We start from the raw sequence: 22,907 nt of genomic DNA, 5'->3' as shown, positions 1-22,907 counted from the left end.
GCGGGCCATGACCCAGCTTGTCCTTCACGATTATTTCCGCTCCTCGGCCAGCTTTCGCGTTCGCATCGCGATGAACCTGAAGGGGCTCGATTACGCACGCGTGGAGGTCAGCCTGATCGCGGGCGACCAGCGCAGCGATGCCTATCTTGAGCAGAATGCGCAGGGTTTTGTGCCGATGCTCGTCGTCGATGGCGAGCCGATCATCCAGAGCATGGCAATCATCGACTGGATCGACCGCGCCTATCCCGAACCGCGGCTGATCCCCGAAGAGGCGATGCCGCGCGCCGTGGCGCTGGCGCGGGCGCAGCTGATCGCGAGCGACATCCACCCGCTCAATAATCTCCGCGTGCTCAAATATCTGACGCGCGACCTCGGGCTCAACGAGCAGACCAAGGATCGCTGGATCGCGACCTGGATAGCGCAGGGGTTCGAGGCATTGGAGGCGATGGCGGGCGACGGCAAATATCTCGGCGGCGAGACGCCGGGGATTGCCGACTGCTGCCTTGTGCCGCAAATCTACAACGCGCGGCGTTTCGAGGTTCCGCTGGACGATTATCCCCGGCTGGTTGAGATCGACGCCGCGTGCATGGAGCTTGAAGCGTTCCAGACGGCGCATCCCGACGCGGTCAAGCCAGCGTGATCCGGCTTCTGGTGGGGGGTGCCGTGCTGGCGTTGCCGGCGGCGGCAATGGCGCAGGGCGCTGCCGTCGACGAAGTGGCTGCAGTTGCCATCGACCAGGCGGCCGCCGAAGAAGCTGGCGGCTGCTGCAGCTTCTGGGTTCCGCGCATTCCGACCGAAATCATCGTCGTGAGGGGGAGCGGTGCGCTTCAGCCGGCCGACAGCGATACGGTCCAGGCCTCCAGCCTGATCGCCTATCCCGAACAGGGTCTGGGAGCGCGCATCGAGAACCGTCTGCGCGACGAGGCGGGCATTGTCCAGTTCCGCCGCTCCGACGGGCGGTCGGCGCATCCGACAAGTCAGGGCATCACGCTGCGCGGGCTTGGCGGCAATGCGTCGGCGCGCGCGCTCGTTACGCTCGATGGCGTGCCGCAAGCCGATCCGTTCGGCGGCTGGGTCGCGTGGAGCGCCTACGACGCGATCAACCTCGGCGGCATCATCGTCACGCGCGGCGGAGGCAGCGGGGTCGATGGTCCGGGCGCGCTGGCGGGCACGGTCGGCCTCTATTCGGAAATGACCGATGGCGCCGAAGCGAGTCTCGCTTACGGCAGCCGCGACAGTTGGGATGCATCGGCATCGGTTGGCGGCGAAATCGGTAACGGGCAGATCGCGCTCGACGGCCGCTACAGTCGCGGCGACGGCTTCGTGCCGGTCGCGAAGGGACAGCGCGGTTCGGTCGACCGTGCGGCGCCATATGAGCAAGGCGGGCTTGGCCTGCGCCTGCGCTTCGATGCCGGAGACGACAGCCGGATTGAGGCAAGCGTGCGAGGCTTTTCGGACCGGCGCGACCGCGGGACCGATTTCACCCAAAGCCAGTTCGACGGGATCGACGCCAGCCTGCGCTTCGTCCACGATCCCGTTGGTGAGACGCAGTGGCTCGCGCTCGGCTACGTCCAACTCCGCGATTTCGAAAGCGGTTTCGCCAGCGTCGCGGCCGGCCGGAATAGCGTGGCGCCGGCGCTCTTTCAGCGCGTGCCCGCTACCGGCCTTGGCGCGCGTTTCGAGTGGCGCCCGGCGATCGACGGCGCCAATCCGCTGCGGATCGGCGCCGACTGGCGGCGGACGGTGGGGCGTACCGAAGAGGATTTCTTCTTTGCCGGCACGACCCCCGGCCGCCACCGGATCGCGGGCGGCAGCAGCAACACGGTCGGCGCTTTCGCCGAATGGACGTCGGGCGATGCCGCCGATGGTTTCCTCTGGACGCTGAGCGGCCGGGTCGACCGCTGGTGGCTGGGTGAGGGATACCGGCTCGAACGCAATATTGCAGGACCGGTCATCACGAACCTCGGTTTTGCAGCACGGCAGGGCTGGGAAGGCAGCGGGCGTGCCGGCGTACGCTGGACCTCCGACGCCTTCGCGCTACGCGCCGCGGGTTATCGCGGCTGGCGTCTGCCGACGCTCAACGAACTCTATCGCCCGTTTCGCGTCGGCGCCGAGGTGACGACCGCGAACGAAATGTTGAGGCCCGAACGGCTGTGGGGCGGCGAGGTCGGGATCGACTGGAACAGCGGCGACACGAAGCTGTCGGCGACACTCTTTGTTAATCATCTGACGAACGCCATCGCCAATGTGACGCTCGCGCCGAACCTCAACCAGCGGCAAAATCTCGACGCGATCGATAGCAAGGGTGTCGAGGTCAGCGCCGAACAGCGGATCGGCCCCGCGACGTTGCGTGCGACCTATGCCTTTACCGACGCCAAGGCCGAGGCTTCGGGTGGCGCCGCGACGCTCGACGGCCGCCGCCCGGCGCAGATTGCGAAGCATGGCGGCAGCGTGTCGCTGCGGAGCAACGCAAGCGGCCCGTTCGGCGGCTTCGCGACGCTGCGCTATGTCGGCAAGCAGAATGAGGATGACCTCGGCCTGCTCGAGCTGGACGATGCGCTGACGCTCGACGCCGGGCTTTCGTGGAAACTGGCCAAGGCGATCAGCATCGAGGCGCGCGGCGAAAATCTGTTCGACGAACTGGTGCCCGCCGCGATCTCGTCGGCGGGGATCGTCGAGCGCGCAACGCCGCGCACCTTGTGGGTCGGCGCGCGCGTTTCTTTCTGATTATCCGGCGGTCCGCCCTTCACAGGCCCGAAACAGGCGATAGGATGGCGCCGACCGGGTGGGACGTTGGGGATTGATAAGGCATGGCCGCGAAGAAGCTGAATCTCGATAATTTCCTGCCGTACCGCCTGTCCATCGCATCGAATGCCCTGTCGAGCCGGATTGCCGCCGAATATGAAAATCGTTTCGGCATGAAGATTCCCGAATGGCGGCTGATGGCGGTGCTCGGCGAAGGGCAGCCGAAGACGCAGCGCGAGCTGGTCGAGGCGACGCGCATGGACAAGGTGACGGTGAACCGCGCGGCAAAGGCGCTGGCCGATCGCCAGCTGATTGCGCGCCAGGCGCACGCGGCCGATGGCCGGTCGCACCATCTCGAGCTCACCGAAACCGGGTGCTCGCTTTACGACGCGATCGTGCCGGCGGCGCTGGCGAGCGAAGCACAACTCGAATCGAATATCAGCGCCGACGAACGCGCCACGCTGATGGCCATCCTCGCGAAATTGACTGCCGCCGCCGAAGATTATGACTGATCGCGTCTATCGCGCCGCGCCGCCCGGCGCGCTGCGCATCGAGCCCCTCGGTGAACTCACCGCGATTTTCGACCGGCGTTCGATGCAGACGCATCTTGTCGTCGCGCCGATGCCCGAGATCCTGGACGCGATGGGCGAAGACGCATGTAGCGCCGCGACCCTGGGCGCGCGCCTTGCCACGGCCTTCGACCTCGGAGGCGCGAATGCGGTAGAGCCGATCCTGGCGGAGCGGCTCGTTGAACTCGCGGAAATGGGGCTGGTGGAGCGCGCGTGAGGCATAGCATACGCATCGCGGTCGGCCCCGTGCAGTTCCGTATCGGCAGCGACTGGCCGGAGCCGATCGCGGCGCTCGAACGGCTTTACGCGGGCTATCCGCAGGACGATGCGCGCCCTGCCGAGGCGACAGTGCGGCTGTTCGCGGCGCGGCCGTGGCGGCGCTGGCTGCGCCCGTCGGTGCATATCGGCGGCGATTTTGTCGTTCCCGACGCGCTGCCACTGCCGCTGTCGATGGGGCTGCTCGCGGCCGAGATGGGAATGAATTTGCAGGTCGCGCTCGGATGGCGGCGGCATATGCTGCTCCACGCGAGCGCGGTCGCGCGGGATGGGCGCGCGGTCATCCTGTCGGGCGAATCGGGGTCGGGCAAATCGACCCTTGCGGCGTTGCTGGGCGAGGATGGCTGGCGCTTGATGGGCGACGAGTTCACGTTGATCGATCCAGCCGGCGGTGATGCCTTCGCCTTTCCGCGTGCGGTCAGCCTGAAGAATGAAGCGATCGCCGCGGTTGCGGCGCGCGTCGACCCTGCCCGGATGGGGCCGTTGCTCGCGGGAACGCCAAAGGGCGATATTCGGCACCTGATCCCCCGACCCGAAGCCATCGCCGCGATGCACGAACCCGCGCGCCCCGCGCTGCTCCTCTTCCCGCGCTTCGGCGGCGAGGCTGCGGTCGAGCCGATGGGCGAGGGTGAAGCCTTTGTGCGCCTGACCGAAGCGTCGACCAACTATGTCGCGCTCGGCGAGGCGGGCTTTGCCGCGCTGACGCGCCTGGTCCGCGAGACGCCAGCCTTTGGCATTTCCTATCCCGACAGCGCGGCCGGGATCGCACTGGTCGAGCAATTATGGTTGGAAACCGCCCGATGAGCGCGGTGCGGACCTTCGTTGACCTGCTCGCGGGCCGCCGCAATCCGGCTGCGCTGGCGCCGCGCGACTGGGATGGCGTGATCGGCGTTGCGCGCAGCGAAGCGATGCTCGCCACGCTCGCACACCGGGTGGACGGTACGGGCCTGCCGCCTTCCATCGCGGCATTGTTCGCCGACCAGCGCGCCGCGGCGAAGGTCGCCCAGACCCAGGCCTTGTGGGAGGCCGAGATGGCACGGCGCGCGCTCGCTCCTGCGGGGATCGAGTTCGTGTTGCTGAAGGGGGCGGCCTACGCCGCCACCGGGATGGCATGCTCCGAAGGACGGCAGATCGGCGATCTCGACATTCTGGTACTCGCATCCGACATCCGCCGCGCCGAGAATTTGCTGCTCAAGGCCGGGTGGGAATGGGTGAAGTCCGATCCCTATGACGATGCCTATTACCGCGAACATATGCACGAGCTGCCGCCGCTGATCCACAAGGCGCGCGACCGGATGATCGACGTCCACCACACAATCTTGCCGCGCACGCACCGGATCACTCCCGATGCGCTCGCGCTGATGAGCGACGCGGCAATGGGTGCGGACGGATTTGCGGTGCTGAACCCCGCCGATATGGCATGCCATTGCGCCGCACATGTGCTGGCCGACGGCGACCTGCAGGGCGGCCTGCGCAATTTGTGGGATTTCCACACGATGACTCGCGACTTCGCCGCCGCCGATCCGGGGTTCTGGGGGAAACTCGATGCGCGCGCCACGCTTCACGGCTTGCAGGATGCGGTGCACCGCGCCGCGCGGCTCTCACGCGACCTGTACGAAGCGCGATTGCCGGCGGGATGGGACCGCGCCGATCCGGCCGACGGCTGGTTTCGGCGCCGCCTGTTCGCGCGCGACGATTGGGGCCGGGTGACGCGCCCGCTGCTGGAACAGGCGTTCTATATTCGCTCGCACTGGCTGCGCATGCCGCCGCTGCTGCTGGCGCGGCATCTGTGGACCAAATGGCGAAAGCGCTAGAGGGTTTCGAGCAGCGGGATCAGTTCGTCATAATGATCGATGACATGGTCGGCGCCGAGCTCGCCGACGGGCCGGTCCAGAAATCCGAAGCTGACCGCGACGCTGGGAACGTCGGCATTCTTTGCCGCCATCACATCGTAGATGCTGTCGCCGACAAAGGTCGCGGGCCCACCTCCGCACTGATCGATCATCGCGTGGATCGGTGCAGGAGAGGGCTTGCGGACACCCAGCGTGTCGCCGCCGATAATGGTCGCCATACGGTCGGCGAGGCCGAGCCCGCCGAGCAGCTTGCGCGCCAGATGCTCGGCCTTGTTGGTCACGACCGCGGTTCGAACCCCCAGAGCGTCGAGCTGGTCGAGCATCGCTGTGACGGCGGGGAAGGGGCGGCTGTGGACAAGGATATGCGCCTCATAATAGCTGAGCAGCTCGGGATAGAGCCGCTCGATGGAGCCATCCGGCACGCCGCCCGTCGCTTTTAATCCCTGTTCGAGCATATGCTTTGCGCCGAGGCCGATCATCGGCCGGACTTCGATTTCGGTCAGCGGCGCGCGGCCGACCAGCGACAGGGCATGGTTCACCGCTGCGGTCAGGTCGCCCAGCGTGTCGACAAGCGTGCCGTCGAGATCGAAGCCGACGATCGCAAAAGGAAATCCGTTCATCCTTGCCGCATGGCGCGATGCTCTGGAAACCGCAATGATTTGCTGGCATGGCAGCGCGCATGAGCAATCCGATCGCCGCTATCATCCTCGCCGCGGGCAAGGGCACCCGCATGAAGTCCGACCTCCACAAGGTGCTCCACCCGATCGCCGGGCGGCCGATGCTGCTGCACCTGATGGCGAGCGTCGACGAACTGAACCCGGCGAAGAAGGTCGTGATCGTCGGCGACAAGGCCGACCAGCTCGAAGCCGCGCTTGGTGGCAGCGCCGATCTGGCGGTGCAGGAGCCGCAGCTCGGCACCGGCCATGCGGTACAGCAGGGTGCGGGCGCTCTGACGGATTTCGACGGCGATGTGCTGATCCTCTATGGCGATGTGCCTTTTGTTCCCGCGGCGACGATGCAGGCGATGATCGACCGGCTGAACGCCCCCGATGCGCCCGCGGTCGTCGTGCTTGCGTTCGAGCCTGCGGATGCGCAGCAATATGGGCGCGTCATCACCGAAGGCGACCGCGTCACGAAAATGGTCGAGCACAAGGACGCGACCGAGGCCGAGCGCGCGGTCCGCCTCTGTAATTCGGGGCTGATGGCGGCGAAATCGGCCGACCTGTTCGCGCTGCTCGCGCGTGTCACCGACGACAATGCGGCCAAGGAATATTATCTCGTCGATATCGTCAATATCGCGAACGCCGACGGGCGGCACTGCGCGGTGGTCGTCACCGATCCGTATGACGTCGCCGGTATCAACAGCCGCGGCGAGCTCGCCGCGATGGAGGGCGAGTGGCAGGTGCGGCGCCGCGTTGTGGCGATGGCCGACGGCGCCAGCCTGATCGCGCCCGACACCGTCTGGTTCGCGTGGGATACCCAGCTCGGCCGTGACGTTACGATTGAACCCAACGTCTTTTTCGGCCCCGGCGTGACCGTCGCCGACAAGGTACGGATCCGTGCGAACAGCCATATCGAGGGCGCGGCGATCGGCACCGGCTGCGAAGTCGGCCCCTTTGCACGGCTGCGCGAGGGCACCATTTTGGGTGAGAAGGCGAAGATCGGCAATTTCGTGGAGACGAAGAAGGCGGTGTTGGGCAAGGGCGCGAAGGCGAACCATCTGACCTATCTCGGCGACGTTACCGTGGGGGCCGGCGCGAACATCGGGGCGGGGACGATCACCTGCAACTATGACGGCTATTTCAAATATAAGACCGAGATCGGCGAAAATGCCTTCATCGGATCGAACAGCGCGCTTGTCGCCCCGGTAAAGATCGGGCGCGACGCGATCGTCGCCGCAGGCAGCGCCGTGACGCGCGACGTCGCCGATGGCGAGCTGCGCCTCGTGCGCGGCGAGCAGCTGATCAAACCCGGCTGGGCCGACCGCTTCCACGACGCGATGCGCAAGAAAAAGGCGGGCAAATAACCGTCATGCCCGCGCCAATGCTAACCACCGCGCGCCTCGTGCTGCGCCAGTTGCGCGAGGACGACGCCGCCGCGCTTTTTCCCGTGCTGTCCGATCCGGACGTGATGATCTGGTGGTCGAGCGGACCGCACCAGTCGCTCGCCGAGACCGCGGACTATGTCAAAGGCAATGCGGCCGAGGATAGTGGCTATGCCTGCTGGGCGATCACCGAGGCAAAGGACGACACCGCGCTCGGCTGGGTGATCCTGATCGACGGCAAACCCGACGTCAAAGAGATCGGCTATATCCTGCGCCGCGATCGCTGGGGCAGCGGCATCGCGCGCGAAGCGGTGTCTCGGGTGATCGATCATGGGTTCGGCGACCTCGGACTGCGCCGCATCTTTGCCGACACCGACCCGGAAAATCCTGGCTCGATCGGACTGCTCGAACGGCTGGGTTTCCAGCGCGAGGGCCGGCTGCGCGGCGAATGGGAAACGCATATCGGCATCCGCGATTCGCTGATTTTCGGCTTGTTGCGCGATGAATGGATGGAGAAGCAGACGTGAGTGACCGCTATACCGACAAGCCTTTCCTGCGCTTCGTCGACGCCTGGGTGCTCGAGGCGATCGGGCATCTCGACGCGGCAACCGAAACCTATTGCAAGGCGATGGTGCCTCAGCTCGAGCAGAGCTTTGGCGTCAAGGGCAGCTGGCAACAGATTGTCGAGCAGCAGATGAAGTTCGGACCCGAACTGCCCGCGCAAATCCGGAAAATCTGGAACGACGGCAAGGCGCGCTTTGCCGCGGGCCATGGCGAGGCGCCCGATCCGGTTCAGTTCGCCTATATTTTCGTCGACCGGAGCTTTCAGCGGACTTGAATTGATATCATGATATGATATCATGCCCCGATGCGCTTTCTTGCCGACATCCCCGACGATGATATCCAGTGGCTCGACGCGCTCGCGGCGGAGCAGGGGGTGTCGCGCGCCGAGCTGGTCCGCCGGGCTGTAACCGCTTATCGCGCCGATGTGTCAGGCGACGCGATCGACAATGCGTTCGGCATCTGGCGCGGCCGCGAAGATATCGGCGACGGACTGAAATATCAGCGCCGCTTGCGGGGCAAGCGCGAATGATCGACGCGCAATTCGACAGCGACATATTGATCGATGCGCTGAACGGCGTCGAGGCGGCGCGCGCCGAAATCCGCCGCGCGGGGCGCAAGAGCATCAGCCGGATCAGCTGGACCGAAGTCATGGCGGCGGCCGACCCCGCGTCGATCAAAGCGGTCGAGGCGTTTCTCGGCTGTTTCGCGGTCGAGGAGGTCGGCGATGCGGTTGCGCGCCGCGCCGCCGCCCTGCGCGCCGAACGCAAGGGCTTGACGCTGGCCGATGCCTTTGTTCTGGCGAGCGCGCAAATCAGCGGTCGCATCCTCGTGACTCGCAATATCAAGGTGTTCCCGGCCGCAATGCCGGGTATTCGCGTTCCCTACACGTTATAAAGAAAGCCAGAATCCATGTGCGGAATTATCGGAATCATCGGCACGGCGCAGGTCGCGGACCGCCTCGTCGACGGGCTGAAGCGCATGGAATATCGCGGCTATGATTCGGCGGGCGTGTGTACGGTCGAGGGTGGGCAGCTGATCCGCCGCCGCGCCGAGGGCAAGCTGGGCAATCTGGTCAAGGAACTCGCGGGCAATCCGGCGCCGGGCACGGTCGGCATCGCGCATACGCGCTGGGCGACGCACGGCGCGCCGACGACGAGCAACGCGCACCCGCACGCGACGGGCGAAGTCGCGCTGGTCCACAACGGGATCATCGAGAATTTCAAGCCGCTGCGCGAGGCGCTGCAGGCGCGCGGCCGCACATTCGAAAGCGAGACCGACACCGAGGTCGTCGCGCACCTCGTGTCCGAACAGGTCGAGGCCGGGCTGTCGCCGCAGGATGCGGTGAAAGCCGTGCTGCCGCAGCTTCGCGGTGCCTTCGCGCTCGCGATCGCATTTCGTCAGCATCCCGATCTGTTGATCGGTGCACGCCTCGGCTCGCCGCTTGTCGTCGGCTATGGCGACGGCGAAACCTATCTTGGCAGCGACGCGCTCGCGCTCGCGCCACTGACGCAGAAGATCGCCTATCTCGACGAAGGCGACTGGGTCGTCATCACGCGCGACGGTGCGCAGATTTTCGACGCCGACAACAAGCCGGTCACGCGCGAAATCACGACGTCGGGGGTCACCGCGGCGGCGGTCGAGAAGGGCAATTACCGCCACTTCATGCAAAAGGAGATTTTCGAGCAGCCGACGGTGGTCGCGCAGACGCTCTCCTCCTACATCCGCCCGCTCGAACAGACGGTCGCGCTGCCGCAGATGGATTTCGACCTCAGCAAGATCGATCGCATCACGATCGTCGCGTGCGGCACCAGCTTCTACGCGGGTATGGTCGCGAAATATTGGTTCGAGACCTTCGCGCGCGTTCCGGTCGATATCGATGTCGCTTCGGAGTTTCGTTACCGCGACCCGGTGCTCCAACCCGGGGGGCTCGCGCTCTTCATCTCACAGTCGGGCGAGACCGCCGACACGCTCGCGGCGCTCCGCCATTGCAAGGCGAACGGACAGACGATCGCGGTCGTCGTCAACGTGCCGACCAGCAGCATGGCGCGCGAGGCCGACCTTCTGCTCCCGACCCATGCCGGGCCCGAGATCGGCGTCGCCTCGACCAAGGCCTTCACCTGCCAGCTCGCGGTGCTCGCCGCGCTCGCCGCGCACCTTGCGCTCAAGAAGGGCAAGCTCAGCGCCGACGAAGAACGCGAGATCGTGCGGCATCTGATCGAAGCACCAGCCGCCCTCAACGCAGCGCTCGCGCATGACGAGGATATCGCCGGCATGGCGCATCTTGTCGCCCCGGCGCGCGACGTGCTCTATCTCGGCCGCGGCCCCGATTATCCGCTCGCGCTCGAAGGCGCGCTGAAGCTCAAGGAAATCTCGTATATCCACGCCGAAGGCTATGCTTCGGGCGAGATGAAGCACGGGCCGATCGCGCTGATCGACGAGTCGGTCCCGGTCATCGTCCTCGCCCCCAGTGGACCCTTGTTCGAAAAGACCGTCAGCAACATGCACGAAGTCATGGCGCGTGGCGGCAAGGTCGTGCTGATTTCGGACGCCGACGGCATCGCCGATGCCGGCGATGGCTGCATGGCAACGATCGAAATGCCCAAGGTCCACCCGCTGATCGCGCCGCTGGTTTACGCGGTGCCGGTGCAGTTGCTGGCGTATCATGTTGCGGTGGCAAAGGGGACCGATGTCGACCAGCCGCGCAATCTGGCGAAGTCGGTGACGGTGGAGTAGCGGGAAACTTTCGCCGCTCGCCTATCGCCCGTTTATTCCACCGCATTCGCCTGCGCCAGAATCGACGCGGCGATTTCGTCGATCTTGCCGGCGACCAGAAGCGGCGCGCCGCCGACCATGCCGACCTGGGTCTGGCCGTTTTCATAGTCGCGGAGCCAGGCGACATTTTCGGCGACGACCAGATAGTTGCCGCCGCGCGACTTGAGTTCGATGAATTTCATGGGATGTCTCCTGTTCATCGAGGCCCTAGGCGGGAAATATGAAGATTGTAGGATTCATATGAGCTTCGCAGCGATCATTTTCGATTTCGACGGCGTCGTCGCCGACAGCGAAGTGCGCGCGAACCAGTCGCTCGCCGAGAGCCTGACCGCGGCTGATATGCCCGCGACTTATGAGGACTGCCTGCGCGATTATTATGGTCACAACTGGCAGGAGACCGAGCGGCGCATCGTCGCCCGCTATGGCCGGGCGCTGCCCGCCGATTTCCGCGAGACGCACCGCGAACGCGCGCGGGCGCGCTATATGGAGGGCTTTGACGCGGTCCCCGGCGTCGCCGCCTTTCTCGACGCGCTCGGATTCTTGCCGCGCGCGATAGCTTCGTCGAGCCGCGCCGAATATATCGGCTGGGCGCTCGGGCTGTTCGGCCTCGGCCATCATTTCGGCGAGCATGTCTACAGCGCCGACGGCTGGGAGCGCGGCAAACCGTTTCCCGATATCTATCTCGCGGCGGCCAACGGGCTGGGGATCGGTCCGGCCGACTGCCTTGCGATCGAGGATTCGCCGACGGGCGCGCAGGCTGCGATCGCGGCGGGGATGACGGTCATCGGCTTTTGCGGGGCAGGGCATATCGTCGACCGTGCGGGCCATGCCGCGATGCTGCGCGACCTTGGCGTGCATCATGTGGCGCTGTCGTTCGACGAGGTGGCGGGGCTCGCCCTCTAACTTGGGGTGGCCGGCTAACCTGCTCAAAAACCGCTGTCCTATAAATGCGGGCTGGATTAGCTTCGGCATAGATTCATATCCCGATGACGGGACTGGAAATAGAATCCCGAATGAAGTTGCGCAGTTTTCCGCGACTTTTCAAACCGCGCTTAGATGGAGTGAGATATGTGCACCGAGGACACCGAAGCCGATCTTGACCGTGCGGGTATGTCCGTCGGGCGGCGCAATTTTGCTGCGCTCGCGGGGGCGGGCGCATTGATCGCGGCGCTGCCCGCGCGGGCGATGGCGGGCAAGCCGGTGAAGGGCCGCGATGTCGAAATCAAGACCGACGACGGCACCGCCGACGCCTATTTCGTCGCACCCGCGACCGGCAAGCATCCCGGCGTGCTGATCTGGCCCGACATCCGCGGGCTGCGCCCCGCCTTTCGCCAGATGGCCGACCGGCTGGCGGGCGTGGGTTATGCGGTGCTCTGCGTCAATCCCTTCTATCGCTGGCAGAAATCGCCGGTGGTCGATGCCGCGAATGATTGGAGCGACCCCGCGATCCGCGAAAAGCTGTTCGGTTATCTGAAGCAGCTGACGCGTCCGATCGTCGAGACCGACGCGAAAGCGCATCTGGCATTCCTCGACGAGCAAAAGGAAGTCGATACCAAGCGCAAGCTTGGCACGACCGGCTATTGCATGGGCGGCGCGATGACGATCTATACTGCGGCGCTGAAGCCCGACCGCGTCGGCGCGGCGGGGAGCTTCCACGGCGGCGGCGTCGGCACCGACAAGCCCGATAGCCCGCATCTGCTGATCCCGAAAACCAACGCCGGTTACCTGTTCGCGATCGCCGACAATGACGACAAGGAAGCGCCGAACGAGAAGGTGCTGCTCAAGGCCGTGCTCGAACCGCGCAAGCAATGGCACGAGGTCGAAGTTTACGAAGGCGCGATGCACGGCTGGTGCCCGCCCGACGGCCGCGCCTATAATGAAGCAGCGGCGGAAAAGGCGTGGGGACGGATGCTCGAACTGTTCAAGGCCGAGCTGGCCTGAGGCGCGCCGCGATCAGTGCGCGTGCGCGCCGCCGCTCGCGGCATAGCTTGCATAGACGCGCTGCCCGGCGGGGCCGAAGGTCATGACCTTGTACGCCTCGCGGTGGTTGCCATGTTCCATGCCGGGCGAACCCGTCGGCATGCCGGCGACGGCGAGGCCCTTTACGCCCTTCGGCTTTTCACGGAGCAGGCGGGTGATCTCTTTGGCCGGAACATGGCCTTCGATCACATAGCCGCCGACGAGCACGGTGTGGCAGCTGCGCAGCGCCTGCGGCACGCCCTGCTTGTCCTTCACCGCGGTCATGTCGGGCGAATTGACGACGACGGCCTTCTGACCGAACGATGCCTTCACCTGTTCGAGCCATTTGAGGCAGCAGCCGCAGCCCGCATCGCGGAACATCGTCGGATTTGCGGCATGCGCAGCGCCCGCGGTCCCGGTCAGGAGCGCGAGGGCGAGCAAGGAACGGCGAATGGACGACATGGCAAACTCCCAAAGATTATATCACGCGGCATAGCATTCGCCATTGCCGCGGGACAAGCCGCTCAACCCATCGGGTAGAGGATATCCTTGCTGACCTTGTGCAGCGCCTTCATCACGTCGGCAGACAGCACGAGGTCCAGCGCATCGAGGATCGGCTGGACCTGATCGTCGGCGCTGACCCCGACGATCGTCGAGGCGACGAAGTCGTGCTGTTTCGACCAGGCGGTCGCCATCGTCACCGGGTGCAGCCCGGCCTCTTCGGCGATGGCCAGATAGCGTTCGGTCGCGGCGAGGCTCTTTTCGTTGACGAAGCGGCGGCCCATCGCGGCCTGCCGTCCCTCCATCCCGAGATAGCGCGAGAAGCGCGCGCCCTCGGGCTTCGCGCCGCCCTGATATTTGCCCGACAACACGCCGCCCGCGAGCGGTGAGTAGGGGATCAGGCTGACGCCTTCCTGTCGGCACACCTGCGCCAGCTCGTCTTCGAAGCGGCGGTTGTTGAGGCTGAAATTATTCTGGATCGTATGGTAGCGCGCGCCGCCGAGATTCTCCGACGCCGCAAGCGATTTCATCAGCCCCCAGCTCGTCTCGTTCGAGCAGCCGAGGATGCGCACCTTGCCGATACGAACAAGCTCGTCGAGCGCGTCCATCATCTCGTCATACGGCGCATCATGGTCGGGCCAGTGGGTCTGGTAGAGGTCGATATAGTCGGTCTGAAGCCGCGTCAGGCTGTCGTCGACGGCCTGAAAGATATTCTTGCGGTCGAGCGCGGTCATGCCGTTGCGGCAGGGTGATTTGAACCAGACATGGCTCGGCCCCGACACCTTGGTCGCAAGGATGATCGCGTCGCGCGGCTTGGTCTTCATCCAGCGCCCGACGATCTCCTCGGTGCGGCCGACCCATTTGATGTCGGGCGGCACCGGATAGCCCTCGGCGGTGTCGTAGAAATTGATTCCCGCGTCGAAGCAGCGGTCGAGGACGCGAAACGCCTCGGCTTCGTCGGTCTGGCTGCCGAAGGTCATCGTCCCCATGCAGATGTCGGACACATGGATGGCGCTCTTGCCGAGGCGACGACTCTGCATGCTCTTATTCTCCGGTCAGAAGAGGGGATCGCTGTCCATAGGTTGCGCGATGCAACCTTGCAATCAGATCAGCAGCGCGAGTGATCCCACGAGCAGCGCCGCCATCGTCCAGTTGAACGCCTTGAGCCGCGCCGGGCTCGACAGCCAGCCGCGCAGTATCTGGCCCATCACCGCCCACAGGCTGGTCGAGGGCAGGTTGATGATCCCGAACACGACCGCGACGAGCAGCACCGCACCGAAATTGCGGTCGGGAGCGTAAAGCGCGATCGCGGTCAGCGCCATCGACCAGGCCTTGGGGTTGACCCACTGGAACAGCATCGCCTGGACAAAGGTCATCGGCTTGCCGCGGGCACCCGTTTCGGTGTCCGGCGCGGCGGCATTGGCGATCTTCCAAGCGAGCCAGAGCAGATAGACAACGCTCACCACCTTGAGCACGGTGTTCAACACCGGGAACAGGTCGAACAATCCCATCAGGCCGACCCCGACGAGGACGATCATCAGCGTGAAGCCGAACCCGACGCCGAGCGCGTGCGGTATCGTCCGGCGCAGGCCGAAATTCGCGCCCGACGCCATCAACATCATATTGTTCGGCCCCGGCGTGATCGACGAGACGAGCGCGAAGGCTGAGAGCGCGATAAGGGTGGTTTGTTCCATATCGCGCAACATAATGCGTTTTTCGATGCAATGGATTGCAAAGATTGGCGCCGATCGGATAGATTGCGCAATCTATGACCAAGATTGATGCCATTGGCCGCAAGATATTGCGCGAACTTTCGCGCGACGGGCGAATCTCGAACCTCGAACTCGCCGAGCGCGTCGGGCTGTCGCCATCGGCATGCCTGCGCCGCGTGCAGGAGCTGGAACGCAGCGGGGTGATTGCAGGCTATCGCGCGCGGATCGATCCAGCGAAGCTCGGCCTGACCTTCCTCGCCTATGTCACCGTCGGCCTGTCGACCCATACCAAAAAGGCACAGGCCGATTTCGAGGCGGCGATGGCGGATGCGCCCGAGGTGCGCGAGTGCCACAATATCACCGGCGCGATCGAATATCTGCTGCGCATCGAGACCGAGGATCTGGCGGCGTACAAGCATTTCCATACCGAGGTGCTCGGCATGCTGCCGCAGGTGCATTCGATCACCACCTATGTGCTCATGGATTCGCCGAAGGACGAGCGGGCATAGTTTTTCTTCGCCATGCCCGCGAAGGGGTGAGCTTGAACCGCGGCGTCCGGCACCGCATATCGGTTTCATGACGAAACTCTCTTTCCTCGACCTCGTCCCCGTGACCGACACCGGCACGATCGCCCGGTCGCTCGCCAACGCCGCCGATCTGGCTCGCCACGCCGAGGCGCTCGGCTACCAACGCTATTGGGTGGCTGAACATCATGGCATGACGGGGATCGCGAGTGCTGCGACGGCAGTGGTGCTCGCGCATCTCGGGCATGCGACCCAAAGCATCCGCATCGGCTCGGCCGGCATCATGCTGCCCAATCATGCGCCGATGGTCATCGCCGAGCAGTTCGGTACGCTCGAAGCCTTGTTCCCCGGCCGCATCGATCTGGGCCTGGGCCGCGCACCCGGATCGGACCAGCGCGTCGCGCGGGCGCTGCGCCGCACCCTCGCCAGCGACGAGCGGCAGTTTCCGCAGGATGTGCTGGAGCTTCAGGCGTTTCTGGCCGGCGATGAGCAGCTTGGTATCACCGCGGTGCCGGGCGCCGGAACGCACATCCCGCTGTGGATTCTGGGCTCCAGCACCTTTGGCGCGCAGCTCGCGGCGATGCTGGGGCTTCCTTATGCCTTCGCCAGCCATTTTGCGCCCGACGCGCTCGACGAAGCGCTCGATATCTATCGCCGGCAGTTCAAGCCGTCGGCGCAGCTTGCCGAACCCTATGCCGCAGCCGCCTTCAACGCCTTTGCCGCCGACACGCGCGAGGAAGCCGAACTGCTTGCCTCTTCGCAGCAGCAGGCCTTCGTTGCGCTGCGCACCGGCAATCCCGGCAAGATGCAGCCGCCGCTGCCGGGCTATAAGGACAGCCTGCCGCCTAATGCGCGCGCGATACTCGACCATGTTCTGCAATGCTCGGCGGTCGGGACCGTTGATGATATCGCTGCGGGGCTGAAGGCCTTTGTCGCCCGGACGGGCGTCGACGAGGTGATCATCGCCTCTTCAATGTACGACCATGACGCGCGCAAACATTCGCTCGCGCTGACCATGGAGGCCGGCAAGGCGCTTTAGGCGCTGGCGCGTGCCCCGTGTTGACGCACCTCCGGGTGCGGCAGTATAGGAGCGGCCCGACCAAGGGCGGCCCGTATCGGGGTCGCCTTTTTACTTTTGCCTGAAAGGTGCCACGCCCATGTCGATCACGCCGCTGATGCCCGTTTACCCCCGGTGCGCTGTGCGTCCGGTGCGCGGCGAAGGCGCCTATCTGATCGGCGAGCGAGGCGAGCGCTATCTGGACTTCGCGAGCGGCATTGCGGTCAACCTGCTCGGTCACGGCCATCCGCACCTGACGAAGGCGATTCAGGAGCAGGCCGCGACGCTGATGCATGTGTCGAACCTGTACGGCAGCCCGCAGGGTGAGGCCTATGCCGCGCGCCTTGTCGAGAACACCTTTGCCGACACCGTCTTCCTGACCAACTCGGGCGCCGAGGCGGTCGAATGTTCGATCAAGACCGCGCGCGCTTATCATTCGAGCGCGGGCAATGGTGAGAAGCATAATCTCATCACCTTCAACAACGCGTTCCACGGCCGCACGCTCGGCACCATCTCCGCCACCAATCAGGAAAAGCTGCGCAAGGGTTTCGACCCGCTGCTGCCCGGCTTCGCCTATGCGCCGTTCGACGATCTCAACGCCGCGCTCGATCTGGTCGACGACAATACGGCGGGCTTCCTCGTCGAGCCGATTCAGGGCGAGGGCGGTATCCGCCCGGCATCGCAGCCATTCCTGCAGGGGCTTCGCGACATCTGCGATCAGCGCGACCTGATGCTGGTGTTCGACGAGGTCCAGTGCGGCGTCGCGCGCACCGGGCATCTTTACGCCTATGAACATTATGGCGTCACCCCCGACATCCTCGCCAGCGCCAAGGGTATCGGCGGCGGCTTCCCGATGGGTGCGTGCCTCGCGACCGAAAAGGCTGCACGCGGCATGGTGATCGGCACCCATGGCTCGACCTATGGCGGCAACCCGCTCGCGTGCGCAGCGGGGCAGGCGGTGCTCGACGTCGTGCTCGAAGAGGGCTTTCTCGCGTCGGTCAAGGCGACCGGCGAGCGTCTGCGCGGGGCGCTCGAGCAGCTGATCCCCAATCACGACCAGCTGTTCGAAAGCGTGCGCGGCGTCGGCCTGATGCTCGGGCTCAAGCTCAGCTCGGACAGCCGTGCGTTTGTGGCGCATCTGCGCGACAATCACGGGTTGCTGACCGTCGCGGCGGGCGAGAATGTCGTTCGCGTGCTGCCGCCGCTCAATATCGACGACAGCCATATCGCCGAATTCATTGAGAAATTGTCAGCGGGCGCGGCGAGCTACACGCCGCCCGAGTCTTGATGTTTTCCGTTCCTGTAGAACGGAGGGCATAATGCGGCACTTCCTGAACCTGTCCGATGCGGGCGGGGACGCGGTCGCCGCGATGCTTGCCGACGCGATCGATCGCAAGGCGGCGCGTGCGGGCTGGCCGAAGGGCAAGGTCGACGCCGATGCGCCGCTCGCGGGACATGTGCTCGCGATGGTGTTCGAAAAGAATTCGACGCGCACCCGCGCTTCGTTCGACATCGCGATCCGCCAGCTTGGCGGCACGGCGATGATCATGGACGCGGGGGTGACCCAGCTCGGGCGTGGCGAGTCGATCGCCGACACCGCGCGCGTCCTGTCGCGTTACGCCGATGCGATCATGATCCGAACCGACGACCATGCGAAGGTCGAAGAACTTGCGGAATTTGCCAGCGTCCCGGTGATCAATGGTCTGACCGACCTGTCGCACCCGTGCCAGATCGTAGCCGACCTGCTGACGATCGTCGAGGGCGGCAAGGCCTTGCCGGGGCTGGAGCTTGCATGGCTCGGTGACGGGAACAATGTTCTCGCATCGCTGATCGAGGCAGCCGGGCTGTTCGGTTTCCACGTCCGTGCAGGCGTTCCGCAGGGCTATGAACCCGATACGCGTTTCGTCGAGGCGGCGCGTGCGAAGGGTGTCCGCATCGACATCATGCGCGACGCGCGCGAAGCCGTTGCGGGCGCCGATCTGGTCGTCACCGACACCTGGGTGTCGATGGGACAGGATCATGCGCACAACAAGATCGCGGCGATGGCGCCCTATCAGGTCGACGAACGGCTGATGACGGGCGCCAAGAGCGACGCGATCTTCCTTCATTGCCTACCCGCGCACCGCGGCGACGAGGTTGTCGATGCCGTGATCGACGGTCCGCAATCGCGCGTCTGGGACGAGGCTGAAAACCGCGTTCACGCGCAGAAATCGATTCTGCTCTGGGCGCTCGGAAAATTGTGAGTTCGATATCGTGAGTGACATCATCGAAACCTGGTTCGACCAGCCCTTGCTGTTCACCATCGCAGAACGCCATGTTCGCGGGCGGCTGGTGCGGCTCGGGCCGACGCTGAAGACCATCATGGCGGCGCACAATTATCCGCCGGCCGCCGAAAAGCTGCTCGCCGAGGCGCTCGTGCTCACCGTCCTCCTCGGTTCGACGCTGAAGGACGAGAATGGCCAGATGACGCTGCAGGCGCAGACCGGCGGCGGCCCGATCGAACTGCTCGTCTGCGATTATCGCGCCGGCGAACTGCGCGGATATCTGAAATTCGATGCCGAACGGCTGGCCGAGGTCGGGTCCGACCCGACCTTGTTCGCGCTGTTTGGCGAAGGCTTCCTTGCGATCACATTCGATCAGGCGGCGACCGCCGAGCGCTATCAGGGCATCGTCCCGCTCGAAGGGGCGTCGATCGGTGAGGCGGCCGAGCATTATTTCGAGCAGTCGGAACAGATTTCGAGCCTGATCAAGATCGCCTCGCGCCACGATGCCGAGGCGGGATGCCTCGCTGGCGGACTGCTGCTCCAGCATCTTCCCGAAGGCGAGGTGGGCCGCGACCGGCTGCACGTCCGGCATGACGTTCCCGAATGGGAGCATGCGCGCTCGATCGCCGTGACGCTGAAGGACGAGGAACTTACCGACCCCGCGACATCGCTCGAAACGCTCGCGTGGCGGCTGTTTCACGAGGATGTGGTGCGCGTCGAACCCGGCATCTCGGTATCGCGCGGCTGTCGGTGCAGCACGGCCTATTTTGCCGGAGTGCTCGCGCAATTCCCCGAATCCGAGCGCGTCGACATGGCGGATGAGGTGGGTAATATCGTCGTCGACTGTGCCTTTTGCTCGCGCGTTTTCCCGATCGCACTCGAAGAGGTGACGCGTTCTCGCCAATCGGATTCCGACGACGAAGCGGTATGATCTGACGGCCAGCGGTTGAAATCAAACCCGCGCATCGCTAACTTGGGGAGAACGGGGTCGCAATTCAGCCCGGTCACGGGCAGCCAATGGATAGGTGAAAATGGCGATCTTCTCTCCCTTCATACGATGGTCTTTGTCGGCGTGCGCGCTTGCGGGCGCGACGGCAGTGCCGGCGCAGGCGCCGTCGCTTGCGATGCTCGACCGGCTCGAAAAGGGCAGCTGGCAGCTTCGCGAACGTGGCAAGGACGCGGTGCTGCAGACGATTTGCGTCGGCGATGCACGGCGGATGATCCAGATCCAGCATCCGGGCGCTACCTGCTCGCGCTATGTGATCGAGGACACGCCGGGTTCGGTAACCGTCCATTACACCTGCCCCGGCGCCGGTCATGGCCGGACGAGCATTCGCAGCGAGACCAATCGCCTCGTCCAGATCGACACGCAGGGTATCGCCGACGGCAAGCCTTTCTCGCAAGCGATCGAGGCGCGGCGCACCGGCGGCTGCTAGGCTAATGTTATATTAACCATCGGTCGTTAGAGGAGAGGCGTGGCATATTGATGTGTGCCCTTCTCCCTAACGGCTGTCATGCCGAACTGGGCCGTGCGGCAAATGCCTCGCGGCCCGTTCTTTTGGTGCGCCGCAGCACTTGCACGCTCTGCGGCGCGGGCCTATCTGGCGCCGATGCAGGATCTAGCCGGAAAAACCCTGATCGTCCTTTTGTCGGGTGGCCTCGACTCGATGGTGTGTGCAGGCCTCGCTCGCGAGGCTGGCGCGCGGATCGTCGCGTTGACGATCGACTATAATCAGCGTCACCGCGTCGAACTGGAGTCGGCGGCGCGCATCGCGGACTATGTCGGCGCGGCGGAGCATATCGTGCTGCCGCTCGACCTCCGCCGCTTCGGCGGCTCGGCGCTGACCGCCGATATCGACGTGCCCAAGGATGGAGTCGGAAGCGATGTTCCCGTCACCTATGTCCCGGCGCGCAATCTTATCTTCCTGTCGCTGACATTGGGGCTGGCCGAGGCGCGGCACGCGCAGGACATCGTCATCGGCGTCAACGCGCTCGACTATTCGGGCTATCCCGACTGCCGCCCCGAATTCATCGCGGGCTTCGAAGACCTCGCGCGGCTCGCGACACGCGACGGCGATCAGGGTGTCGATTTCCGCATCCACGCGCCGCTCCAGCACATGACCAAGGCCGACATCGCTGCCGAAGCGGCGCGGCTCGGCATGGACGCGGGGATGAGCTGGTCGTGTTACGATCCGGCACCCGGCGGGCTGCATTGCGGCTATTGCGACAGCTGCCGGCTGCGCAGCAAAGGCTTTGCCGACGCGGGGCTCGCCGACCCGACGCGCTACGCCTGATCCCATGACATACGCGGTCAAAGAGATTTTCCTTACCCTTCAGGGCGAGGGCGCGCAGGCGGGCCGCCGTGCGGTCTTTTGCCGCTTTGCCGGCTGCAATCTGTGGACGGGACGCGAAAAGGATCGCGCGAAGGCGATCTGCCAGTTTTGCGACACCGATTTCGTCGGGACCGATGGCACGCTCGGCGGCAAATATCGCGATGCCAGCGCGCTCGCCGACGTTATCGCCGATAGCTGGGGCGAGGGTGGCGACGACCGATATGTCGTGCTGACCGGCGGCGAACCGATGCTGCAGGTCGATGCCGCGCTGATCGACGCGCTGCACGACCGCGGCTTCACGATCGCGATCGAAAGCAATGGCACGCTGCCGATTCCGCGCAGCATCGACTGGATCTGTGTGAGCCCGAAGGCGGGCAGCGAGCTGGTTCAGCTCGGCGGCGACGAGCTGAAGCTCGTCTGGCCGCAGCCGGGGAGCGACGTCGAAAGGCTCGCCGCGCTCGATTTCAAACATCGTCTCGTCCAGCCGCTCGACGATCCGCATGCCGCCGCCAATGTGCAGGCGTGCATCGATCTGGTGATGGACGATCCGCGCTGGCGCCTGTCGCTACAGACGCACAAGAATCTGGGATTGCGTTAGGGGCTATTCGCCCTTTTTGGCAGCGGAATCGGCGGTGATCGCCCGTTTCGCGACCGGAATGTCGACCGCTTCGGGGTTGTCGTCGGCTTCGCTTGCGGGGGTAGCCTCATCGGCGCTATCCGCGTCGTCGGTCTTCGCCGCATCCTTCTTCGTGCCATCGTCGGGAACGCTGTTGTCGACCGCGGTGCCGTCGCTGACCGCATCGTCGAGGATGATCATCGAATCGCTGACCGAACCCGGCTGGACTTCGACCGCGTCGAGCTTGGTCGTCGATTTGCCTGCAGTGTCGCTGCCGCCGCAGGCGCCGAGCGAAAGAAGGAGGAGCGAAGCGATGAGGGTGCGGGTCATGCGCCGTTCCTAATCGCTCGGTCGAAGCTTGTCGAGAAAGGCGGGCAGGCTTTGCGCGAGCGCCGCGTCGACGTCGCCAAACGATGCGGTGCGGCCGAGCGCGGCAAGGCTGGTGACGGGAAATTCGGCGATTCCGCACGGCACGATGCCGCCGAAATGCGTGAGGTCGGGCGCGACGTTGAGCGAGAAGCCATGCAGCGTCACCCAGCGTTTCACGCGCACCCCGATCGCGCCGATCTTGGCTTCGCGGCCGTCGGGGGCGTCGGTCCAGATGCCGATCCGGCCGTCGGCACGGCGCGCTTCGACGCCGAGCAGCGCGAGCGCATCGATCACCCAGCCTTCGAGCGCCGAGACATAGGCGCGTACGTCGCGCCCGCGCCGGGTCAGGTCGAGCTGGACATAACCGACCCGCTGGCCGGGGCCGTGATAGGTATAGCGCCCGCCGCGGCCCGCGTCGTAAACCGGAAAGCGCGGGTCGAGCAGTTCGGCAGGATCGGCGCTCGTCCCGGCCGTGTAGAGCGGCGGGTGCTCGATCAGCCAGATTCGCTCGCCCGCGTCACCGGCATGGATCGCGGCCGCGTGCGCCTCCATGGCGGCGAGCGCGACGTCATAGTCGGTCAGACCGGGACTTATGGTCCAATCGGGCGGGGCAAGGGGGCTCATCGCGCCGGCTATCTGGCCCGCCGCGAGGCTGCGCGCAAGGGGCAGAGCGCGGATTGCGGACAGGGCTGGACAGGAGGGCCGAAGATCGCCACTTTCGGGGCGACCGGGAAATCGAAAAAATGACG

29 protein-coding genes are annotated in these 22,907 nt (G+C 65.2%); 22 read left to right on the top strand and 7 right to left on the bottom strand.

Going from position 1 to position 22,907, the window contains the following annotated elements; all coding sequences use genetic code 11:
- Positions 1 to 7 precede the first annotated feature (7 nt).
- From maiA to AC3A43_RS06435, 6 genes are all read left to right on the top strand, one after another.
- Positions 8 to 640, top strand: a complete 633-nt coding sequence (maiA, locus tag AC3A43_RS06460; protein WP_487791690.1) for a maleylacetoacetate isomerase — start codon at positions 8 to 10, stop codon at positions 638 to 640.
- A gap of 23 nt (positions 641 to 663) precedes the next feature.
- Positions 664 to 2,727: a TonB-dependent receptor gene (locus tag AC3A43_RS06455; RefSeq protein ID WP_487791689.1), complete on the top strand. Its 2,064-nt coding sequence runs from the start codon at positions 664 to 666 to the stop codon at positions 2,725 to 2,727.
- An 83-nt stretch (positions 2,728 to 2,810) separates the two neighbouring features.
- Complete coding sequence (locus AC3A43_RS06450) at positions 2,811 to 3,257, top strand: MarR family winged helix-turn-helix transcriptional regulator (protein WP_487791688.1); 447 nt, start codon at positions 2,811 to 2,813, stop codon at positions 3,255 to 3,257.
- Complete coding sequence (locus tag AC3A43_RS06445; RefSeq protein WP_487791687.1) at positions 3,250 to 3,531, top strand: HPr-rel-A system PqqD family peptide chaperone; 282 nt, start codon at positions 3,250 to 3,252, stop codon at positions 3,529 to 3,531. The genes AC3A43_RS06450 and AC3A43_RS06445 overlap by 8 nt, the downstream gene beginning before the upstream one ends.
- Positions 3,528 to 4,394, top strand: coding sequence for an HprK-related kinase A (locus AC3A43_RS06440; protein ID WP_487791686.1), 867 nt, complete (start codon positions 3,528 to 3,530; stop codon positions 4,392 to 4,394). Before AC3A43_RS06445 ends, AC3A43_RS06440 begins: the two co-directional genes overlap by 4 nt.
- On the top strand, positions 4,391 to 5,404 hold the full coding sequence (locus AC3A43_RS06435) for a nucleotidyltransferase domain-containing protein (protein ID WP_487791685.1): 1,014 nt from the start codon (positions 4,391 to 4,393) through the stop codon (positions 5,402 to 5,404). The genes AC3A43_RS06440 and AC3A43_RS06435 overlap by 4 nt, the downstream gene beginning before the upstream one ends.
- Here AC3A43_RS06435 and AC3A43_RS06430 read toward each other — a convergent pair.
- Positions 5,401 to 6,063, bottom strand: coding sequence for an HAD-IA family hydrolase (locus AC3A43_RS06430; protein WP_487791684.1), 663 nt, complete (start codon positions 6,061 to 6,063; stop codon positions 5,401 to 5,403). The two genes, AC3A43_RS06435 and AC3A43_RS06430, sit on opposite strands and share 4 nt — an antisense overlap.
- Positions 6,064 to 6,122: 59 nt before the next feature.
- Here AC3A43_RS06430 and glmU point away from each other — a divergent pair, with 59 nt between their 5' ends.
- From glmU to glmS, 6 genes are read left to right on the top strand one after another with little or no spacing between them, the layout of a single operon-like run.
- Positions 6,123 to 7,469, top strand: coding sequence for a bifunctional UDP-N-acetylglucosamine diphosphorylase/glucosamine-1-phosphate N-acetyltransferase GlmU (glmU, locus tag AC3A43_RS06425; protein ID WP_487791683.1), 1,347 nt, complete (start codon positions 6,123 to 6,125; stop codon positions 7,467 to 7,469).
- A 5-nt stretch (positions 7,470 to 7,474) separates the two neighbouring features.
- On the top strand, positions 7,475 to 8,014 hold the full coding sequence (locus AC3A43_RS06420; RefSeq protein ID WP_487791682.1) for a GNAT family N-acetyltransferase: 540 nt from the start codon (positions 7,475 to 7,477) through the stop codon (positions 8,012 to 8,014).
- Positions 8,011 to 8,325 (top strand): hypothetical protein, encoded by a 315-nt coding sequence (locus tag AC3A43_RS06415; protein ID WP_487791681.1) that lies wholly within the window; start codon positions 8,011 to 8,013, stop codon positions 8,323 to 8,325. Before AC3A43_RS06420 ends, AC3A43_RS06415 begins: the two co-directional genes overlap by 4 nt.
- A 30-nt stretch (positions 8,326 to 8,355) precedes the next feature.
- Positions 8,356 to 8,580, top strand: coding sequence for a ribbon-helix-helix domain-containing protein (locus AC3A43_RS06410; protein ID WP_487791680.1), 225 nt, complete (start codon positions 8,356 to 8,358; stop codon positions 8,578 to 8,580).
- Positions 8,577 to 8,945 carry a PIN domain-containing protein gene (locus tag AC3A43_RS06405; RefSeq protein WP_487791679.1) on the top strand — a complete coding sequence of 123 codons (369 nt, stop codon included), beginning with the start codon at positions 8,577 to 8,579 and terminating at the stop codon, positions 8,943 to 8,945. Before AC3A43_RS06410 ends, AC3A43_RS06405 begins: the two co-directional genes overlap by 4 nt.
- A gap of 15 nt (positions 8,946 to 8,960) precedes the next feature.
- Positions 8,961 to 10,784: a glutamine--fructose-6-phosphate transaminase (isomerizing) gene (gene glmS, locus AC3A43_RS06400; RefSeq protein ID WP_487791678.1), complete on the top strand. Its 1,824-nt coding sequence runs from the start codon at positions 8,961 to 8,963 to the stop codon at positions 10,782 to 10,784.
- Positions 10,785 to 10,816: 32 nt separating this feature from the next.
- On the opposite strand, the gene AC3A43_RS06395 is transcribed toward glmS, so the two are convergent.
- A complete protein-coding gene (locus tag AC3A43_RS06395) occupies positions 10,817 to 11,005 on the bottom strand; it encodes a hypothetical protein (protein ID WP_487791677.1) in 189 nt (62 codons plus the stop codon).
- Positions 11,006 to 11,063: 58 nt separating this feature from the next.
- Between AC3A43_RS06395 and AC3A43_RS06390 the strand changes: the two genes are divergently transcribed.
- Together AC3A43_RS06390 and AC3A43_RS06385 are read left to right on the top strand one after the other, a co-directional pair.
- Positions 11,064 to 11,726: an HAD family hydrolase gene (locus AC3A43_RS06390; RefSeq protein WP_487791676.1), complete on the top strand. Its 663-nt coding sequence runs from the start codon at positions 11,064 to 11,066 to the stop codon at positions 11,724 to 11,726.
- Between the two features lie 165 nt (positions 11,727 to 11,891).
- On the top strand, positions 11,892 to 12,764 hold the full coding sequence (locus AC3A43_RS06385) for a dienelactone hydrolase family protein (RefSeq protein WP_487791675.1): 873 nt from the start codon (positions 11,892 to 11,894) through the stop codon (positions 12,762 to 12,764).
- A gap of 12 nt (positions 12,765 to 12,776) precedes the next feature.
- Here the strand turns inward: AC3A43_RS06385 and AC3A43_RS06380 are convergent, their stop codons facing one another.
- The 3 genes from AC3A43_RS06380 to AC3A43_RS06370 all read right to left on the bottom strand — a co-directional run bounded on the left by AC3A43_RS06380 (position 12,777) and on the right by AC3A43_RS06370 (position 14,977).
- On the bottom strand, positions 12,777 to 13,244 hold the full coding sequence (locus AC3A43_RS06380) for a DUF411 domain-containing protein (protein WP_487791674.1): 468 nt from the start codon (positions 13,242 to 13,244) through the stop codon (positions 12,777 to 12,779).
- Positions 13,245 to 13,306: 62 nt separating this feature from the next.
- Positions 13,307 to 14,323, bottom strand: a complete 1,017-nt coding sequence (locus AC3A43_RS06375) for an aldo/keto reductase (RefSeq protein WP_487791673.1) — start codon at positions 14,321 to 14,323, stop codon at positions 13,307 to 13,309.
- Positions 14,324 to 14,386: 63 nt separating this feature from the next.
- The gene (locus tag AC3A43_RS06370) at positions 14,387 to 14,977 is read right to left on the bottom strand and encodes a LysE family translocator (RefSeq protein WP_487791672.1); all 591 of its coding nucleotides are present in this window, start codon (positions 14,975 to 14,977) and stop codon (positions 14,387 to 14,389) included.
- A gap of 74 nt (positions 14,978 to 15,051) precedes the next feature.
- On the opposite strand from AC3A43_RS06370, the gene AC3A43_RS06365 reads away from it, so the two are divergent.
- The 8 genes from AC3A43_RS06365 to queE all read left to right on the top strand — a co-directional run bounded on the left by AC3A43_RS06365 (position 15,052) and on the right by queE (position 21,771).
- Positions 15,052 to 15,504 (top strand): Lrp/AsnC family transcriptional regulator, encoded by a 453-nt coding sequence (locus AC3A43_RS06365; protein WP_487791671.1) that lies wholly within the window; start codon positions 15,052 to 15,054, stop codon positions 15,502 to 15,504.
- A gap of 67 nt (positions 15,505 to 15,571) precedes the next feature.
- Positions 15,572 to 16,558 carry an LLM class flavin-dependent oxidoreductase gene (locus AC3A43_RS06360; RefSeq protein ID WP_487791670.1) on the top strand — a complete coding sequence of 329 codons (987 nt, stop codon included), beginning with the start codon at positions 15,572 to 15,574 and terminating at the stop codon, positions 16,556 to 16,558.
- Between the two features lie 118 nt (positions 16,559 to 16,676).
- Positions 16,677 to 17,864 carry an acetylornithine transaminase gene (locus AC3A43_RS06355; RefSeq protein WP_487791669.1) on the top strand — a complete coding sequence of 396 codons (1,188 nt, stop codon included), beginning with the start codon at positions 16,677 to 16,679 and terminating at the stop codon, positions 17,862 to 17,864.
- A 28-nt stretch (positions 17,865 to 17,892) separates the two neighbouring features.
- Positions 17,893 to 18,819, top strand: coding sequence for an ornithine carbamoyltransferase (gene argF, locus AC3A43_RS06350; protein WP_487792034.1), 927 nt, complete (start codon positions 17,893 to 17,895; stop codon positions 18,817 to 18,819).
- 10 nt (positions 18,820 to 18,829) lie between these two features.
- Positions 18,830 to 19,771 carry an Hsp33 family molecular chaperone HslO gene (gene hslO / locus AC3A43_RS06345; RefSeq protein WP_487791668.1) on the top strand — a complete coding sequence of 314 codons (942 nt, stop codon included), beginning with the start codon at positions 18,830 to 18,832 and terminating at the stop codon, positions 19,769 to 19,771.
- Between the two features lie 100 nt (positions 19,772 to 19,871).
- Complete coding sequence (locus AC3A43_RS06340) at positions 19,872 to 20,276, top strand: hypothetical protein (protein WP_487791667.1); 405 nt, start codon at positions 19,872 to 19,874, stop codon at positions 20,274 to 20,276.
- Between the two features lie 174 nt (positions 20,277 to 20,450).
- Complete coding sequence (gene queC, locus AC3A43_RS06335; protein ID WP_487792033.1) at positions 20,451 to 21,134, top strand: 7-cyano-7-deazaguanine synthase QueC; 684 nt, start codon at positions 20,451 to 20,453, stop codon at positions 21,132 to 21,134.
- A 4-nt stretch (positions 21,135 to 21,138) separates the two neighbouring features.
- Positions 21,139 to 21,771, top strand: a complete 633-nt coding sequence (queE, locus tag AC3A43_RS06330; protein ID WP_487791666.1) for a 7-carboxy-7-deazaguanine synthase — start codon at positions 21,139 to 21,141, stop codon at positions 21,769 to 21,771.
- A gap of 3 nt (positions 21,772 to 21,774) precedes the next feature.
- On the opposite strand, the gene AC3A43_RS06325 is transcribed toward queE, so the two are convergent.
- Both AC3A43_RS06325 and lipB read right to left on the bottom strand, forming a co-directional pair.
- Positions 21,775 to 22,119 (bottom strand): hypothetical protein, encoded by a 345-nt coding sequence (locus tag AC3A43_RS06325; RefSeq protein WP_487791665.1) that lies wholly within the window; start codon positions 22,117 to 22,119, stop codon positions 21,775 to 21,777.
- Between the two features lie 9 nt (positions 22,120 to 22,128).
- Complete coding sequence (lipB, locus tag AC3A43_RS06320; protein WP_487791664.1) at positions 22,129 to 22,782, bottom strand: lipoyl(octanoyl) transferase LipB; 654 nt, start codon at positions 22,780 to 22,782, stop codon at positions 22,129 to 22,131.
- Positions 22,783 to 22,907: the final 125 nt, after the last annotated feature.

This window comes from Sphingopyxis sp. Soil_C_28 (assembly GCF_057657055.1).
The sequence above is the reverse complement of the archived record's forward strand: the minus strand, read 5'-3'. Positions and strand labels throughout refer to the sequence as shown.